This is a genomic window from Rhodanobacter sp. DHB23, assembly GCF_014842975.1.
GTDB lineage: Bacteria > Pseudomonadota > Gammaproteobacteria > Xanthomonadales > Rhodanobacteraceae > Rhodanobacter_A.
The window spans coordinates 87,426-102,378 of sequence record NZ_JACYXK010000020.1 but is presented as its reverse complement, the minus strand read 5'-3'; the positions used below and the strand labels follow the sequence as shown (position 1 = coordinate 102,378).

Annotated in this window: 14 protein-coding genes and 1 tRNA gene; 2 read left to right on the top strand and 13 right to left on the bottom strand. The window is 66.8% G+C overall.

Annotated features, from left to right (window positions below):
* Positions 1-281: 281 nt before the first annotated feature.
* The gene (gene dkgB, locus IHE47_RS03655) at positions 282-1,088 is read right to left on the bottom strand and encodes a 2,5-didehydrogluconate reductase DkgB (protein ID WP_192104348.1); all 807 of its coding nucleotides are present in this window, start codon (positions 1,086-1,088) and stop codon (positions 282-284) included.
* Between the two features lie 15 nt (positions 1,089-1,103).
* The gene (locus tag IHE47_RS03650; protein WP_192104346.1) at positions 1,104-2,282 is read right to left on the bottom strand and encodes an MFS transporter; all 1,179 of its coding nucleotides are present in this window, start codon (positions 2,280-2,282) and stop codon (positions 1,104-1,106) included.
* A 75-nt stretch (positions 2,283-2,357) separates the two neighbouring features.
* Between IHE47_RS03650 and IHE47_RS03645 the strand changes: the two genes are divergently transcribed.
* On the top strand, positions 2,358-3,260 hold the full coding sequence (locus tag IHE47_RS03645; protein ID WP_192104345.1) for a LysR family transcriptional regulator: 903 nt from the start codon (positions 2,358-2,360) through the stop codon (positions 3,258-3,260).
* Between the two features lie 72 nt (positions 3,261-3,332).
* On the opposite strand, the gene IHE47_RS03640 is transcribed toward IHE47_RS03645, so the two are convergent.
* Both IHE47_RS03640 and IHE47_RS03635 read right to left on the bottom strand, forming a co-directional pair.
* Positions 3,333-3,418 (bottom strand) — tRNA-Leu (locus IHE47_RS03640).
* A gap of 25 nt (positions 3,419-3,443) precedes the next feature.
* On the bottom strand, positions 3,444-4,025 hold the full coding sequence (locus IHE47_RS03635; protein ID WP_192104343.1) for a cysteine dioxygenase family protein: 582 nt from the start codon (positions 4,023-4,025) through the stop codon (positions 3,444-3,446).
* A 193-nt stretch (positions 4,026-4,218) separates the two neighbouring features.
* On the opposite strand from IHE47_RS03635, the gene IHE47_RS03630 reads away from it, so the two are divergent.
* Positions 4,219-5,712 carry an alkaline phosphatase family protein gene (locus tag IHE47_RS03630; RefSeq protein WP_192104341.1) on the top strand — a complete coding sequence of 498 codons (1,494 nt, stop codon included), beginning with the start codon at positions 4,219-4,221 and terminating at the stop codon, positions 5,710-5,712.
* Between the two features lie 91 nt (positions 5,713-5,803).
* Here the strand turns inward: IHE47_RS03630 and IHE47_RS03625 are convergent, their stop codons facing one another.
* The 9 genes from IHE47_RS03625 to ccmE all read right to left on the bottom strand — a co-directional run bounded on the left by IHE47_RS03625 (position 5,804) and on the right by ccmE (position 14,952).
* The gene (locus IHE47_RS03625; protein WP_192104340.1) at positions 5,804-6,898 is read right to left on the bottom strand and encodes a hypothetical protein; all 1,095 of its coding nucleotides are present in this window, start codon (positions 6,896-6,898) and stop codon (positions 5,804-5,806) included.
* Positions 6,899-6,986: 88 nt separating this feature from the next.
* Positions 6,987-8,576, bottom strand: coding sequence for a M56 family metallopeptidase (locus IHE47_RS03620; RefSeq protein ID WP_192104338.1), 1,590 nt, complete (start codon positions 8,574-8,576; stop codon positions 6,987-6,989).
* Positions 8,573-8,950 (bottom strand): BlaI/MecI/CopY family transcriptional regulator, encoded by a 378-nt coding sequence (locus IHE47_RS03615; RefSeq protein WP_192104336.1) that lies wholly within the window; start codon positions 8,948-8,950, stop codon positions 8,573-8,575. Before IHE47_RS03615 ends, IHE47_RS03620 begins: the two co-directional genes overlap by 4 nt.
* A gap of 304 nt (positions 8,951-9,254) precedes the next feature.
* A complete protein-coding gene (locus IHE47_RS03610; protein ID WP_192104334.1) occupies positions 9,255-10,385 on the bottom strand; it encodes a homoserine O-acetyltransferase in 1,131 nt (376 codons plus the stop codon).
* Between the two features lie 2 nt (positions 10,386-10,387).
* Positions 10,388-11,428, bottom strand: coding sequence for a hypothetical protein (locus tag IHE47_RS03605; protein ID WP_192104331.1), 1,041 nt, complete (start codon positions 11,426-11,428; stop codon positions 10,388-10,390).
* On the bottom strand, positions 11,425-11,973 hold the full coding sequence (locus IHE47_RS03600; protein WP_192104329.1) for a cytochrome c-type biogenesis protein: 549 nt from the start codon (positions 11,971-11,973) through the stop codon (positions 11,425-11,427). Before IHE47_RS03600 ends, IHE47_RS03605 begins: the two co-directional genes overlap by 4 nt.
* Entirely contained in the window at positions 11,970-12,512 is a 543-nt protein-coding gene (locus IHE47_RS03595; protein WP_192104327.1) for a DsbE family thiol:disulfide interchange protein, read from the bottom strand. The genes IHE47_RS03600 and IHE47_RS03595 overlap by 4 nt, the downstream gene beginning before the upstream one ends.
* Entirely contained in the window at positions 12,509-14,488 is a 1,980-nt protein-coding gene (locus IHE47_RS03590; RefSeq protein ID WP_192104325.1) for a heme lyase CcmF/NrfE family subunit, read from the bottom strand. The genes IHE47_RS03595 and IHE47_RS03590 overlap by 4 nt, the downstream gene beginning before the upstream one ends.
* Positions 14,485-14,952, bottom strand: coding sequence for a cytochrome c maturation protein CcmE (gene ccmE / locus IHE47_RS03585; RefSeq protein ID WP_192104323.1), 468 nt, complete (start codon positions 14,950-14,952; stop codon positions 14,485-14,487). Before ccmE ends, IHE47_RS03590 begins: the two co-directional genes overlap by 4 nt.
* Position 14,953: the final 1 nt, after the last annotated feature.

The window sequence follows — 14,953 nt, the reverse complement described above, 5'->3', positions numbered from 1 at the left end:
AGCGCGCTCCCCCGCAATGGATTCGCCATCAGCTTGAAACGTTGTTGACACCGGTGTCAAGTCGTGACGCAACATGCGCGGAAAATGCCCGGGAGTGGGCTGCACGATGAGTTCCGGTCGTGCCAGAGGCTTGGCGGGAGGCGGCCTCCGATATGAAGAAGCCCGCAGTCATGCGGGCTTCGGGGGCTTTGCGTACATCGCCATGGCGCGTATCCCGCATGCTCCTGCCTGGCCGGAAACCCGCTGCAGAAAGGAGTGCATGGATCGGCTTCAGCGTCCCGTCAATCCCATGCCGGCGACAAACCCGCTGGGCTGACTTCGCGGCCGTTGCGCTCCAGCGCGGCGATCTGCGCCATGTCGTCGGCATCGAGCTTCAGGTCGCGGGCGAGCAGGTTGCTGGCCAGGTTCTCGCGCCGGGTCGAGGACGGAATCACCGCATAACCCAGTTGCAGTGCCCAGGCCAGCGCCACCTGCGCCGCGGTGGCCCGGTGCTTGTCCGCGATCCTCGCCAGCACCGGATCCTGCAGCACCTTGCCGTAGGCCAGGGTCATGTACGAGGTCACGGCAATGCCTTGCTCCTCGAGGAAGGCGGTCAGCGTACGGTTCTGCAGGTAGGGGCTCAGCTCGATCTGGTTGGTGGCGATCTCGCCCTTGCCGACCACGGCCACGGCCTGCTCCGTCAGCTCGATGTTGAAGTTGGAAATGCCGATACGGCGGGTCAGGCCCAGCGCCTTGGCCTCGGCCAGCGCTTCCATGTATTCGGGCAGCGCCACGCCGTTGCCCGGTGCGGGCCAGTGGATCAGGGTCAGGTCCACCTGGTCGGTGCGCAGCTTCGCCAGGCTCTCGCGCAGGCTGGGTACCAGCTTGGCCCGTGCGTAGTTGTCGGTCCAGATCTTGGTGGTCACGAACAGCTCGGAGCGCTTCACGCCGCTCTCGGCGATCGCCTGGCCGACTTCGGCCTCGTTGCCGTAGATCTGCGCCGTGTCGATGGCGCGATAGCCCACGTCCAGCGCGTTGCGCAGCGAGTCGATCACGGTCTGGCCGGTCAGGCGGAACGTGCCGACGCCGAAAGAGGGGATGGTGTTCATCGAGGTTTCCTTGGCTCAGACGGAAGAAGAGGGCAGCGGCACGCGGCGGCGGGCATGGCTGTGGCCCAGCCAGACCAGGCCGAAGCCGCCGGCGGCGAGCGCCGCGCCGGCCCAGAGCACCGCCGAATAACCCAGCCCCTGGCTGATGACGGCTCCGCCCAGCGCGGCGCCGACCGCGTTGCCGAGATTGAACGCGCCGATGTTGACGGACGACGCCAGCCCCGGTGCCTGCTCCGCAGCCTGCATCACGCGCATCTGCACCGGCGGCACGATGCCGAAGGACGCGGCGCCCCAGACCACCAGCCCGATCGCCGCGCCCACATGGGTGGTCAGCACCAGCGGCAGCACGAGCATGATGAATGCGAGCGACGCGAGGATGAGCTTGGCCGCGCCATCCAGCGACCAGTCGGCCAGGCGGCCGCCCAGGCTGTTGCCCAGCGTGAAACCGATGCCGATCAGCACCAGCGCGAAGGCCACGAAGCCCGGGCTGGCGTGCGTGATGGCGGCGAGCACCGGCGCCACGTAGGTGTAGAGCGCAAACATGGCACCCGCACCGAGCACGGTGGTACCCATGGCCAGCAGCACCTCCGGGCGCGTCAGCACCGCCAGCTCGCGGCGCACGTCGGGGCGCGTGCCGGGTTCGCCCTTGGGCAGTACCAGCCACAACGAAGCGATGGTGAGCAGGCCGAGCAGGGCCGTGCCGCCGAACGCAAGGCGCCAGCCCACCTGCTGCCCGACCCAGGTCGCCGCCGGCACGCCGCCGACGTTGGCCACGGTCAGGCCCATGAACATGGCGGCGATCGCGCTGGCCTGCTTTTCCCTGGGCACCACGCTGGCCGCCACCACCGCACCGATGCCGAAGAAGGCGCCATGGTTCAGGCTGGTGATGAGGCGCGACAGCAGCAGGGTCGCATAGCTGGGCGCGAATGCCGACAGCAGGTTGCCGAGGGTGAAGACGAGCATCAGCGACATCAGCGCCGCGCGCTTGCCGAAGCGGCTGAACAGCAGCGTCATCACCGGCGCGCCGAGCATGACGCCCACTGCATAGGCGGAGACCAGCATGCCCGCGCGGGGAATGCTCACGTGGACGCCGTCGGCGATCACGGGCAGCAGGCCCATCGGGGTGAATTCGGTGGTGCCGATGGCGAACGCGCCGACAGCGAGGGAGAGCAGGGCTAGGCGTGGGGATTTCATGCCGCGCAGTGTGCCCGGTTAATATTTGCGGATTAAGTCAGGTATCTGCCAAATTCATTTGACCTGGATTCAATAATGAAAACGACCCTGGACGAACTGCAGGCCTTCGTGGCCATCGTGGACACGGGCTCGATCACCGCCGCCTCGGAACGGCTGGGGCTGACGATCTCGGCCACCAGCCGCACGCTGGGCCGGCTGGAGGAAAAGCTGCAGACCACCCTGCTGCGCCGTACCACGCGGCGGCTGGAGCTGACCGAGGAGGGCGCCGGTTTCCTGCAGCATGCGCGCGCGATCCTGGCCTCGGTGGACGAGGCCGAGGAACATATGGCGGCGCGACGGATGCGCCCGGCCGGGCGGCTGCGCGTCGATGCGGCCACGCCCTTCATGCTGCACGTGCTGGTGCCGTTGCTGGCCAGTTTCCGCGCCCGCTATCCCGAGGTGGAGCTGGAGCTGAATTCCAACGAGGGCATCATCGACCTGATCCAGAAGCACACCGACGTGGCCTTCCGCATCGGCGTGCTCAAGGATTCCAGCCTGCATGCCCGCCCCGTGGGCACCAGCCGCGTGCGGGTACTGGCCAGCCCTGCCTACCTAAGGCGCCATGGCACGCCGACCAGGCCGGCTCAGCTCGACCGGCACACGCTGCTGGGCTTCACCCAGCCCGAAACCTTGAACGACTGGCCGCTGCGCGACGCGGACGGCAACGTCCTGCGCATCCGGCCGGCGCTGGCCTCCTCCAGCGGCGAAACGCTGCGCCACATGGCCCTGGCGGGCCTGGGCATCGTCTGTCTTTCGGACTTCATGACGCGCGAGGACCGCCGTGGCGGCAAGCTGGTGCAGCTCTTTCCGCGGCAGACGCTGGACGTGCGCCAATCGATCAATGCGGTCTACTACCGCAACACCGCGCTGGCCGCGCGGATCACCTGTTTCGTGGATCACGTGGCCGAGACGCTGGGCAAGCGACCGTTCGATGCGTGACGCCCGGGTGCGAAGCAAAACAAAAGCCGCTCGATGGCGGCTCTCGTCAATGCAGCTATTCGATTTCTCGCGTGGTACCGGTGAGAGGACTCGAACCTCCACTCTGTCGCCAGAAGCGGATTTTGAGTCCGCCGCGTCTACCATTCCGCCACACCGGCACGTGAGCTGCGCATTATGCCGTGATCAGTGCACCGGGTCGAGGCCCAGCTGGCGGTCGCAGCATTCGTAGCCGTCGTCGCCGGCCAGCGGCTGGAACACCGCGCAGTGGGTCATGTTGCCGGAGTAGATGTGCAGGCTGACCGCGATGTCCTGGTCGCTGGGGTTGCGGATGGTGTGGTACTCGTGCGGCGGGATCAGGCTGCCGGCGGAGCCGGGGCCGGCCTGCACCGAGCCCACGGGCTGGAAGTGGCAGTGGCCGTCGGTGTCGCTGAGGCGCTCGTACTGCACCACGTCCAGCGCACCGCGCCACACGCCTTCGACGCACCACATGCCGGCATGGTCGTGGATCGGCGTGCCCTGGCCGGGGCCCCAGGTCATCGCCACCACGCAGTAGCCGTGGTCATCACTGCGGTACAGCTCGCGCCGCGCGTAGCGGCCTTCGGCGGTTTCCAGCACGCATTCGGGCAACTGGATTTCATTGCCGCGGATCAGCCGGCACAAGCTGTTGCGCAGGCTGTCGGTGATCGCAGGCGTGCTGCCCTGGGCGACGGCGGTGTCGATGGCGGCGATCAGCTGGCGACAGCCGGGGAATTCGGTGGTGAGCATGGTGACTCCGGGCGTAGCGTGAAACGGTACGGTCATTATAGGTTCGGTGGCCGCTAATGACGAATGGTCATGAGAGGCCCCCACGGCTGCGCCAGCGGTCCGGGAGCGGACACGGGAATGTCGCGATGCGCTTGTACCGTGGTTAATCGAGGCGTGCCTATGCTCGACGGGACGCAGCTTCGAGGAGACGGCCATGGGCACTCATGCGAAACGCGGAAACGGCGGCAACGGGAATCCGACCCGGAACCCGCAGCCGGGCACGTCCGGACCGGTCGCGAACGGGCTGGCCGCGATCAGCCATATCGTGGTGCTGATGCTGGAGAACCGTTCGTTCGACCACATGCTCGGCTTCCTCTACGCCGACGCGGATAACGTCTCGCCCGCCGGACAGCCGTTCGAGGGCCTGACCGGCAAGGAGTCGAACCCCGACGGCGCGAGCGGCAGCAGCGTCGCGGTAGCGCAGATCCAACCCGGCCAGGCGAACACCTACTTCCTGCCCGGCGCCGATCCCGGCGAGGGCTACGTGGCGACGAACGCGCAGTTGTTCGGCAGCAACACGCCACCCGTGCCGCCGGTGGCGACCAACGCCGGTTTCGTCAACGACTTCGCCGCCACCCTGGCGACGGAGATCAGGGAAAAGGAATCGATCTACCCGGGCACCGTCGCCACCGACATCATGGCGATGCACACGCCTGCGACCCTGCCGGTGCTGTCAGCGCTGGCCCGCGGCTTTGCCGTGTGCGACCACTGGTTCGGCTCGGCGCCCACCGAGACCCTGCCCAACCGCTCCTTCGTCCATGCGGCGACTTCGCAGGGCCACATGGACGACAAGACCAAGTCGTTCACCGCGCCGACGATCTACGGCCTGCTCTCGCAGAACAATATCGACTGGATGATCTACGGCTACGACGCCGACCCGCTGACCCGGCTGACCTTCAGCGACACGGCGAGCGCGGCGGATGCGCATTTCGGCGAGTTCACCGATTTCCAGGCGGAGGCAAAGCAGGGCCAACTGGCCGCGTATACCTTCCTCGAACCCAGCTGGGGATCGAGCGGCAACAGCCAGCACCCCAACTACGACGTCGCGCTGGGCGAGCAGCTGATCCACGACGTCTACTACGCGTTGCGCAACGGGCCGGCCTGGAACGAGACACTGCTGATCGTCACGTACGACGAGCACGGCGGCTGCTACGACCATGTGTCGCCGCCGACCAATGCCGTACCGCCGGATGCCACGGCGGGCGAGTTCGGTTTCGACTTCAAGCGCTTCGGGCCGCGCGTGCCCACGCTGCTGGTTTCGCCGCTGATCGCGGCGGGCACGGTGTTCCGTGTGGCGACTGGCGCGATGCCGTTCGATCACACGTCCATCCTCAAGACGATCGAGCTGCGCTGGAGCCTGCCGGCGCTGACCGCGCGCGACGCGGCAGCGCTAGATGTCGGCGGCGTGCTCACGCTGGCGGCGGCGCGCACCGACGATCCACTCGCCGGAGTCGTCGTGCCCGTTTCCAGCGGGACGAATCCCGCCGCCGGCAAGCCTTCGCATCTGCAGGAGGTGTACGCCGATCTGGCAGCAGCTTTGCCGGTCGCCGCGACCAAACCTGATCGTACGTCGCTGCGCAGCGAGGATGACTACGAGGCATACATTCGCCAGCGCGTGACTGCGTGGAAGACGCAGAAAGGGCGCTGAGAATTCGGGTGCGGATTCCGGTTGGATCGAACATCGAATCCGGCAGGCGCTGAGAATGCCCTGCTGGTGCTGGCCACAAGTGTCAGAGGTGTCAATGACTACCAGCGTTTGCCTTGTGCACGAGCGTGTCGAACGCCGCAGTGGTTTGTACATCGGTGAAGTTGCAGTGGCCACTGCCAGTCGGAGCCAGGACAGTCAGCCACTTGCCGTTGCCTGCCGCACGGACCTGGTCCGGATAGATGTCATGAAACCGCGCAGGGACGGTGGGATCGGAGGGATTCCATTGCATCACCAACGGTATGTCGATGCGGCCGGTCAGGGTGACGTTGCGCCGGGCATAGGTCATCGCGGCGGGTGAGCCGGCATAGCGATGCACCTGGCGGTTGAAAGCGGCATCGTCGCCGAACCCGTGATAAATCGTCTTGCGGTTGTCCACCGGCATGCCACCGGCACGCCGCTCGAATTCGCGAAACGCCATGTAATAGAGCGAGAGCGGCAGCTGCGTTCCTGGCGCTTCCTGCAGACGCTTTTTCAACAAGGCGGCCTCCTTCGGGTGTGCTTGCAGCGCCTTGGCGAAAATATCCTCGGGGATGAAGGACGGTGAATCGGGCGCTGCCAGATCCGGCAGGACGCCGGGAATCAAGGCATCGAACGCCACCAAGGGAGTGAGCACGCCACGCGCCATGAATTCCGGTGTCGAGACGGTCAGGCCGCACGTGATCATCGCGCCCGTGTAGGTGTGTGGGTAACGCTCGATGCTCGCCGCCACCTCCAAGCCGCCCAACGAGAAGCCGTAGATATAGGTGTGGGCAGGATGGGCGAAGGTACGAACGAAATATTGGCGGAGGTGTTCATTGTCGACGATGGCATCACCTACCGCCCAGCCTTGCGATGCGTACTGGCTCTGGGCAACGGCATAGCCTTCCTTGAGAAAGTCGGGCGTGGCATCGGCGGCTGTCATCGGCGTCTTTATGGGGGCACCCACGGGCTGGTAGCCGTGCATCAGCATGACCAGGTCGCCATTCCAGTTTGCCGGGATATCGATGCGGTAAAGGGCGCCCTGCAGCGTCCCGGTATGGACACCCGGCTGCAGCTCGCTTGCATGCACAGGCAAGGAGGCCATGCCGATACAAGCGGCCAATGCGAGACAGATCTTGGTGGCGTAGCGTGATGCTGCACGTTTCATGATGTCCCTCCAGAAGGAAAAGGTTGCACAGGGGTACCGTTGCGGCCATTCGGCATGGCCACAGACAGGTCGGGCATGGGGGGGCTGGTCAGCTCTTCGGTGCGGGAGTCATCGAGGAAAACCGAACGGCGGTGGCCAGGGTTCCATCCGCGTCGACCACCAGCAGGATCCTTTCCTCGCCGTGCTGGCGCTTGACGAGGTAGGTGTCCGAACCGAACTTGCTGACGCCCGTGAATGTGTAGGATTCGACCGGTCCGATCTCGGCGAGATACTTTTCCCTCGACGCCTTCTGCTGCTCGCGCACCCAGGCCAGGTCGGGGCTCATGCCGGCGCCGCTGTCGGGATCGCTGAGCAGCAATTGCAATGCCTTCTCGCTGCCCGGGAACGGTTTCTGCGCCTTGATGCGAGCCGCAAGCGCGGCGTTGATCCGGTCGGCGGTGGCCTTGTCGATACGCGGTCGGTCGAGGACAACGCGCCCGTTCTGCGTGGCGACCAGTCGCGAGGCGTATCCATGGACGTCCGTGACGAAGTGCACACTGGCGCCATCCTTGCCTTCCACGGCAAATCGGGTCTCGCCGATCGGGACGATATGGAACGGCTTCGGTGCGGCGATCTGCCCGCTGATACTGACGGTGAGACCGTTGCCGGCACGCGTCACGGCGATAAGCGAGATCGGGCTGATCTGGTAAAAGCCGGTGTAGCGGTCAAGCGTGTCGTTGCCCAGCACGACAGTGGCCTGCGCGTTCCGGCGGCCGGAATCGGGCGGTGTTACCTGCGCCGCAAAGATCGCCATGCCCAGCGAAGCGCAAACCAGTGCGGCCGCCGAAGCGCGCGCCCCTTTGCCCGGCTTGCGCAGCATCTGGCGGATCCGCAGTTCAAGGAACGACGCGGAATCGGACATCGCGGGTACCACGGCGATGCGACCCGACTGGCGCTGGCCGACCTGGATCAGCGTTTCGCAATACGCGGTGATGTCGTGCCCACCCAGCAGGACGCGGGCATCGCAGTCCACCTCGATCGCGCGGCGCAGGCGGCGGAATTGCCACCACAGCAATGGATTCCATGGCATCAGCGTCAGCAATGCCAAGGCGAGCGCGATGACTTGCGGATCGCGTGCGTCCAGATGCGAACGTTCATGGGCGAGCGTGCATCGCTGCTGTTCCTCGCTTGCGTGCAGCAGCCACGCAGGTACAACGATGCGCGGGCGCATCAAGCCGACGACCGCAGGCCCCGCGCTAGGCGCGACCAGAACGCGCTCGCCACATAGAACTCCTTCATGCCAACCGCGCTTGCGTCGCTGCAACAGCGTGGAACCCACGGCGAGCATCAGCGCCATCAATACCGAGGCTATAGCCCAGATGGTGCGTGCCAGCGCATCGATGCTGGTGGACATGGCGTACGGCCGGACGTCCTCAAGATCGAGCAGCACCGATGGCATCCGTATCGATGTGGCATTGCGCAGGACAATCGACGTCGGCGCCTCGCCGGATTTGAGGTTGTCGGGAAGTCGTATCGATGCGTAGGCAATCACCATTGGCAGCACCAGCGAACCGATGAGCGATGCGATCCACAACCATCGCGTTACGGCTCCGCGAACTTTGGCCGCCCGTTCCGCCAGGAGTGCGGCCGCACTCAACGCCAGCGTGACCAGGACGGCATAGAGCATCCAGGCAATCATCGGGACTCGTCCTTGGCGGAGCGTTCGGCCAGCAGCTGCCGCATGCGACGTATCTGCTCGGCGCTGAGCTTCTGTTCCGACACCAGGTGCGAGAAGAGCAACTCCGCCGAGCCCTTGAACAGCTTGTCGGTCAGGTGCTGCACCGCATTCTTGCGTGCAGCCTGCTGCTTGATGCTGGCGAAGTAGCGATGCCCGCGTCCTTCCTCGTCATGCCCTACATAGCCCTTGCCTTCGAGCGTACGTAGTACGGTAAGCACCGTCGTGTAGGCGAGCTCGTCGCTCAGACGTTCGCGAACTTCGGCGACCAACGAAGGCCCGTGGTCCCACAGGGCCTGCATGATGTCGGCTTCTCGATCGGTGAGGGAAATCTTCATGCACCGGCGCATCATCTACTATGGACATAGTAGATACTCGCGTCCGTCGGCTTGTCAACTATGGATATAGTTGACAAACGATTCCTCGGACACGACGGGAGGAAGGGGCGGTGGTGCAAGCAAGGCGCTGCCGAAGGGCAGGGCGATCAACCTGCGTCATTGAGGATAGGGAAAGTGTCTGTCTCGACCCACGGCAGTCCTTTCAGGATGACCCGAATTGGGCAGCTGCAGGGTGGGCGACACCGGCGTGTTGTTCAGGGCATGCCGGGACGCTATTCAGTCGTCACCGTAATCCGCGCTGGATTCAAAGCTTCGCCAGGAAACCGCCGATGGCGCGGCTGTAATTTTCGATGTCGACTAGGAAGGCGTCGTGGCCCTGCGGCGAATCCAGCGCCACGAAGTCCACGGCGGCGCCGGCGGCTGCCAGGCCTTCGGCGATCTGCTCCTGCTGTTCCAGCGGAAACAGGATGTCGGTGCTGACGCCGATGACCAGCGCGCGTTCGACGCGGATACGCTTCAACCCCTCCATCACGTTGCCGCCGCCGTATTCGGCGGTGTCGAACCAGTCGCTGGCGCGCGAGAGGTAGAGATAGCTGTTCGGGTCGAAGCTGCGCACGAAGCGCCGGGCGTGGCCTTCGAGGTAGGACTCCACCTGGAACTCGAAGCCGAAGGGCTGTTGCTCCTCGCGCTGCTCGGCGTCGAGGCGGATGCGCGCGAAGCGGCCGTTCCACTCCATCGCCGAGCGGTAGGTGATCACGCCGAGCTTGCGCGCGATGCTCATGCCCATGTCGGGATAGCGCTCGCCGTCGCCGTGGATGTCGTAGTTGCCGCCGGCCCAGTCGGGATCGAGCCGGATCGCCTCGCGCTGCAGCGAACGGATCGCGATGGCGAAGGGCTGCGCCTGCGGTGCGGTGTCCACGCTGACGTGGGCGCGCACCGTGCCGGGATGCAGCAGCATGTAGGCCAGCGCGGCCATGCCGCCCATCGAGCAGCCGAGCAGGCAGGCCAGCTTGTCGATGCCGAGTGCCCGCACCACGGCGTGCGCCGCGTTGGCCACGTCTTCCAGCGACAGTTCGGGGAAGTCCAGCCGGTAGGCTGCGCCGGTGGCGGGGTTGGTCGAGGCTGGGCAGGTGGAGCCCTTGTCGCTGCCCAGCGAGTTCACGCAGATCACGAACCAGCGGTCGGTGTCGATAGCCTTGCCGGGGCCGGCCATGTCTTCCCACCAGCCAGGCGCGGGATCTTCCGCGCTGGACGTCATGTGCGCGCTGGGCGACAGACCGGTGAGCACCAGCAGCGCGTTGTCGCGCGCGGCATTCAACGTGCCCCAGGTCTCGTAGGCCACGCGCGCACCGTGCAGCGCGCCGCCGCGCTTCATGGCGAACGGCGAGGGCAGGGCACAGTACTGGCGGGCGTCGGCGACGGGTTCGGCGGCCATGCTCAATGCACCTTGTCGATGGCGATGGCGATGGGTGTCTTGCGGTTGGTGTCGACGATGCCGGCGCTGCCTTCCAGGTCGCCCGGCTGGGCGATCGGCTCGCCGCTGTGGCTGATCCGCGCCGCCACCACCACGCGCGCCACCGAGGAGAGCTTCAGCTCCGGCGTCATCGCCATCGCGTCGGTGAGCGTGACCGTGGCCGGCAGCGCGTCGGCCGCCAGCTTCGCCACCGCCAGCGGCATCGGCGGGCCGCTCGCTGCACGGGCGTAGACGTAGAGCTGGTCGCCCGGGTGCAGCTTGTCCTTGAGTGCGGGTGCCAGGCTCACTTCCACCTTCAGCGCGGCACCCTGGCTCGCGGCCGGTGCGGGTTCAGCCGAAGGCTTGATGCCGGCGCGCGCATCGGCGTTCGCGATCTGCTCGGCCACGGTCTTGGCCACGGTGGAGCCGGGTTCCAGCAGCGGTTGCAGCTTGCGCCAGGTGGCGGCGGCATCCGCGTACTGCGCGTGCTGGAACTGGCTGATGCCGAGCAGCCACAGCGCGCGCTGGCTGTCCGGCTGCAGCTCCAGCGCGCGGTGCAGCAGGTCGAGTGCGCGGCCTTCGATCAGGTGGTCGCTGCGCGCCATCGAATCGGTTTCGGCCCAGCCCACCATGGCGGCCACGTCGTTCGGCGTGATCTTCAGCACGTGGCCCCAGGCATCGCGTGCGTCCGCGGGTTGCTTGAGTGCAGTGGTGGCTTCGGCCAGCAAGGCCCAACCCTGTGCATCGTCAGGCTGTTGCTGGAGATGCGTGCGCAGTTCGGTCAGTGCCTGCTGGAAGTCCATGCGCCTGGGGGCGGCGGGCACGCCGTCCAGCGCGACGGGCGTTCCGATGTGCAGGTACAGCGCACCGGCGCCGATCGGCAGCAGCAGGGCGATGCCCAGCGCAAGCGCGAACACGCCGCGCGGGCGGCCGTGCCGGCGGCCTTCGCGCAGCAAGGGCAGCAGCAGCAGGGCCAGCGCCACCGCGACCATCGCGGCGGCGACCAGATAGAACGCGAGCTTCACCAGTCGTCCCCCGTGTCGGCCGGTTCGTTGCCGGCCCGCCTGCCATCGGCAGGCTTGTCATCATCGATGGCGCCGTCGTCGCGGTTGCGCCGGCGTATCGCCACCACCACCACCGCGCCGCCGGCCAGCAGGATCGCCAACGGCCCGAACCACAGCAGCCAGGTGCCGGGTTTCAGCGGCGGCTTGTACAGCACGAAATCGGAATAGCGGTCCACCAGGTACTGCTTGATCTGGTCGTCGGACTTGCCCTGCTGCATCAGCTGGAACACTTCCAGCCGCAGGTCGCGGGCGAGGTCGGCGTTGGAGTCGGCCAGGTTCTCGTTCTGGCAGACCATGCAGCGCAGCTGCTTCGTCAGGTTCTGGAAGCGCACTTCCTGGGCGTGATCCTTGAACGGCAGCGGCTCGATCGCGCCGGTGGCCGCGAAGGCGTGGCCGGCGAAGGCCAGCAGCGCCAGCAGCGTGACATGCAGGAGCGGCTTCAGCCGCGACCGGCGTGGCGAAGAATCGCGGCTGAAGCCGCTCCTGCGTGAGATCCGGGCGGTCATGGCGTCTCCCGCTTCACGGCATCGATCGCCGGCTGCAGTTCCTGCGCGATCACCTCGGACGTGAGCGGGCCGATGTGCTTGTAGCGGATCACGCCCTTCGCATCGACCAGGAAACTCTCCGGCGCGCCATACACGCCGAAGTCGATCGCGGTGCGGCCGGGCTGGTCGGCGATCACCAGGTCATACGGGTTGCCGCGGTCGCGCAGCCAGCGTCTGGCGTCGTCGGGCGCGTCCTTGTAGTCGTAGCCCACCAGCGCGATGCCGAGCTGGTGGCCGTCGCTCATCAGCACCGGGTGTTCCTCGGCGCAGGCCACGCACCAGCTGCCGAACACGTTGAGCAGGTAGGGCTTGCCGAGCAGGCTGGCCTTGGTGACGGTCTGCTCCGGCGCATCCAGCTTCGGCAGCGCGAAGTCGGGCGCGGGTTTGTTGATCAGCGGCGAGGGCACGTAGCGTGCGTCGTGCCAGGTGTTCCACCAGATGCCGAAGCCGAACAGGCCCACCAGCGCCATGAACACGATGAGCGGCACGAAGCGCTTCATGCCGGCGATTCCTGCGGCGAAGCTGCCGCGACGGGCAGGGCGGCCTCGGCGGCGATGCGCTTGATGCGGAAGCGGCGGTCGCCGGCGCAGACGAAACCGCCCAGCATCATCAGCAGGCCACCGCCCCAGATCCAGCGCACGAAGGGCTTGTAGTACAGCCGCAGCGCCCACGCGCCTTCGATGTCGTTGGCGTCCATCGGCTCGCCCAGCGCCACGTACAGGTCGCGGAACACGCCGGCGTCCACCGCCGATTCGGTCTGCACCTGCTCGTGCGAATAGGTGCGCTTCTGCGGATGCATCGTCGCCACGGTGGCGCCGTCGCGCAGTACGGTGACCACGCCCTGGTCGGCATGCCAGTTCGGGCCGACGGTGCGGTGCACGCCGTCGAAGCGGAAGTCGTAGCCGGCCACGCTTTCGCTCTGGCCCGGCGTGAGGCGCACGTCGTGGGTGACGCTCAACGACTCGGACAGCAGTACGCCGACCACGAACACGCCCACGCCGAGGTGCGCCAGCAGCATGCCGGCCATCTCGGCGGGATAGCGACGACCGCGCGGCATTTCACGCCAGCGCTTCAGCGCGTACAGCAGCACGCCCACGGCGATCCACACTGCCGATGCCACGCCCACGATGGCTTTCAGTTGCCCCTGCACGAAGAACGCCGCCACGATGGCGCAAGCCACCGCGGCGATGCCGGCGCGCAACATCACCTGCTTCAGCACGCCGCCATCGGCCTTGCCCCAGTGCAGGAACGGTCCGAACGGCAACAGCGCCACCACCGGCGCCATCAGCAGCGGAAACAGCAGGCCGAAGTAGGGCGGCCCCACCGAGATGCGGCCGAGGTGCAACGCGTCCCCGATCAGCGGGAACAGCGTGCCCAGCAGCACCATCGCCGAAGCCGTGGCCAGCAGCAGGTTGCCGATCAGCAGCGCCGTTTCGCGCGAGACGACGTTGAACGGCTTGCCGCCCGCCACCTTGGGCGCGCGCAACGCGTAGAGCAGCAGCGAGCCGCCCACCACGATGGTGAGGAAGATCAGGATGAAGATGCCGCGGCGCGGATCGGAGGCGAACGCGTGCACCGAAGTGAGCACGCCCGAGCGCACCAGGAAGGTGCCCAGCAGCGACAGCGAGAACGCGAAGATCGACAGCAGCAGCGTCCACGCGCGCAGGCCGCCGCGCTTCTCGGTGATCGCCTGCGCGTGGATCAGCGCCGCGCCGACCAGCCACGGCATGAAGCTGGCGTTCTCCACCGGGTCCCAGAACCACCAGCCGCCCCAGCCCAGCTCGGCATAGGCCCACCAGCTGCCGGCCACGATGCCAAGTGTGAGGAAGCCCCACGCGGCGTTTGTCCACGGCCGTGCCCAGCGCACCCAGGCCTGTTCCACTTCGCCGCCGAGCAGGGCGGCGATGGAGAACGCGAACGCGACCGAGAAACCCACGTAGCCCATGTACAGCACGGGCGGGTGGAAGGTCATGCCGGGGTCCTGCAGCACCGGGTTGAGGTCGGCGCCGTCGGCCGGCATCGGCAGCAGTCGGCCGAACGGATCGGAGGTGAACAGGATGAAGGCGAGGAAGCCGATCGCGATCAGACCCATCACGCCGATCACGCGCGCGGCGAACGCCTCCGGCAGGCGGTGGCTGAGCGCGGCCAGCGCCACCGTCCACAGGTTGAGGATCAGGATCCACAGCAGCAGCGAACCCTCGTGCGCGCCCCACACCGCGGCGATGCGGTAGTACCACGGCAGCGCGAGGTTGGAGTTGTCGGCCACGTACTGCACCGAGAAATCGAAGTGCAGGAACGCCCACGCGAGTATGCCGAACGCCATCGCCACGAACACCGCCTGGCCCGCCGCGGCGGGCCGCGCCACCGCCATCAGCGCGCGGTTGCCGCGCCATGCGCCGAGCAGCGGCAGCACGCCCTGCGCGATGGCGAGCAGGAAGGCGAGTACCAGCGCGAGCTGGCCGAGTTCGGGGGTCATGGGCTCTTGTCCTGCGCGGCGGCTTCCTTCACCTGCGCGTCCGCATGCGCCTTGGCCATCGCATCCTTCAGTTCCTTCGGCATGTAGGTCTCGTCGTGCTTGGCCAATACCTCGGTGGCGACGAAGCGCGCGCCGTCCATGTGCCCGGTGGCGATCACCGACTGGTTGTCGCGGAACAGGTCGGGCAGGATGCCGGTGTACTCCACCGGCATCGCGCCGCCGGCGTCGACCACGGTGAAGGTGACCTGCAGTGAATCCTTGCTGCGCTGGATCGAGCCGGCCTTGACCATGCCGCCGAGGCGGAAGGTCTTGTACTGCGTCGCCTGTCCCGACTGCACCTGGCTGGGGGTGAACAGGTAGTTCATGTTCTGCTGCAGCGCGTACACCACCAGGCTGATCGCCAGTGCCGCGGCAACCGCGACCACGATCACGATGGTGAGCCTGCGCTTGCGAGTGGGGTTCATC

Coding starts and splice junctions, on each gene's coding strand:
- IHE47_RS03595 (WP_192104327.1), bottom strand. CDS start 12,512: ATGAAGCGCTTCGTGCCGCTCATCGTGTTCATGGCGCTGGTGGGCCTG.
- IHE47_RS03590 (WP_192104325.1), bottom strand. CDS start 14,488: ATGACCCCCGAACTCGGCCAGCTCGCGCTGGTACTCGCCTTCCTGCTC.
- dkgB (WP_192104348.1), bottom strand. CDS start 1,088: ATGAACACCATCCCCTCTTTCGGCGTCGGCACGTTCCGCCTGACCGGC.
- IHE47_RS03615 (WP_192104336.1), bottom strand. CDS start 8,950: ATGAAGATTTCCCTCACCGATCGAGAAGCCGACATCATGCAGGCCCTG.
- IHE47_RS03625 (WP_192104340.1), bottom strand. CDS start 6,898: ATGAAACGTGCAGCATCACGCTACGCCACCAAGATCTGTCTCGCATTG.
- IHE47_RS03650 (WP_192104346.1), bottom strand. CDS start 2,282: ATGAAATCCCCACGCCTAGCCCTGCTCTCCCTCGCTGTCGGCGCGTTC.
- ccmE (WP_192104323.1), bottom strand. CDS start 14,952: ATGAACCCCACTCGCAAGCGCAGGCTCACCATCGTGATCGTGGTCGCG.
- IHE47_RS03635 (WP_192104343.1), bottom strand. CDS start 4,025: ATGCTCACCACCGAATTCCCCGGCTGTCGCCAGCTGATCGCCGCCATC.
- IHE47_RS03600 (WP_192104329.1), bottom strand. CDS start 11,973: ATGACCGCCCGGATCTCACGCAGGAGCGGCTTCAGCCGCGATTCTTCG.
- IHE47_RS03645 (WP_192104345.1), top strand. CDS start 2,358: ATGAAAACGACCCTGGACGAACTGCAGGCCTTCGTGGCCATCGTGGAC.
- IHE47_RS03630 (WP_192104341.1), top strand. CDS start 4,219: ATGGGCACTCATGCGAAACGCGGAAACGGCGGCAACGGGAATCCGACC.
- IHE47_RS03620 (WP_192104338.1), bottom strand. CDS start 8,576: ATGATTGCCTGGATGCTCTATGCCGTCCTGGTCACGCTGGCGTTGAGT.
- IHE47_RS03610 (WP_192104334.1), bottom strand. CDS start 10,385: ATGGCCGCCGAACCCGTCGCCGACGCCCGCCAGTACTGTGCCCTGCCC.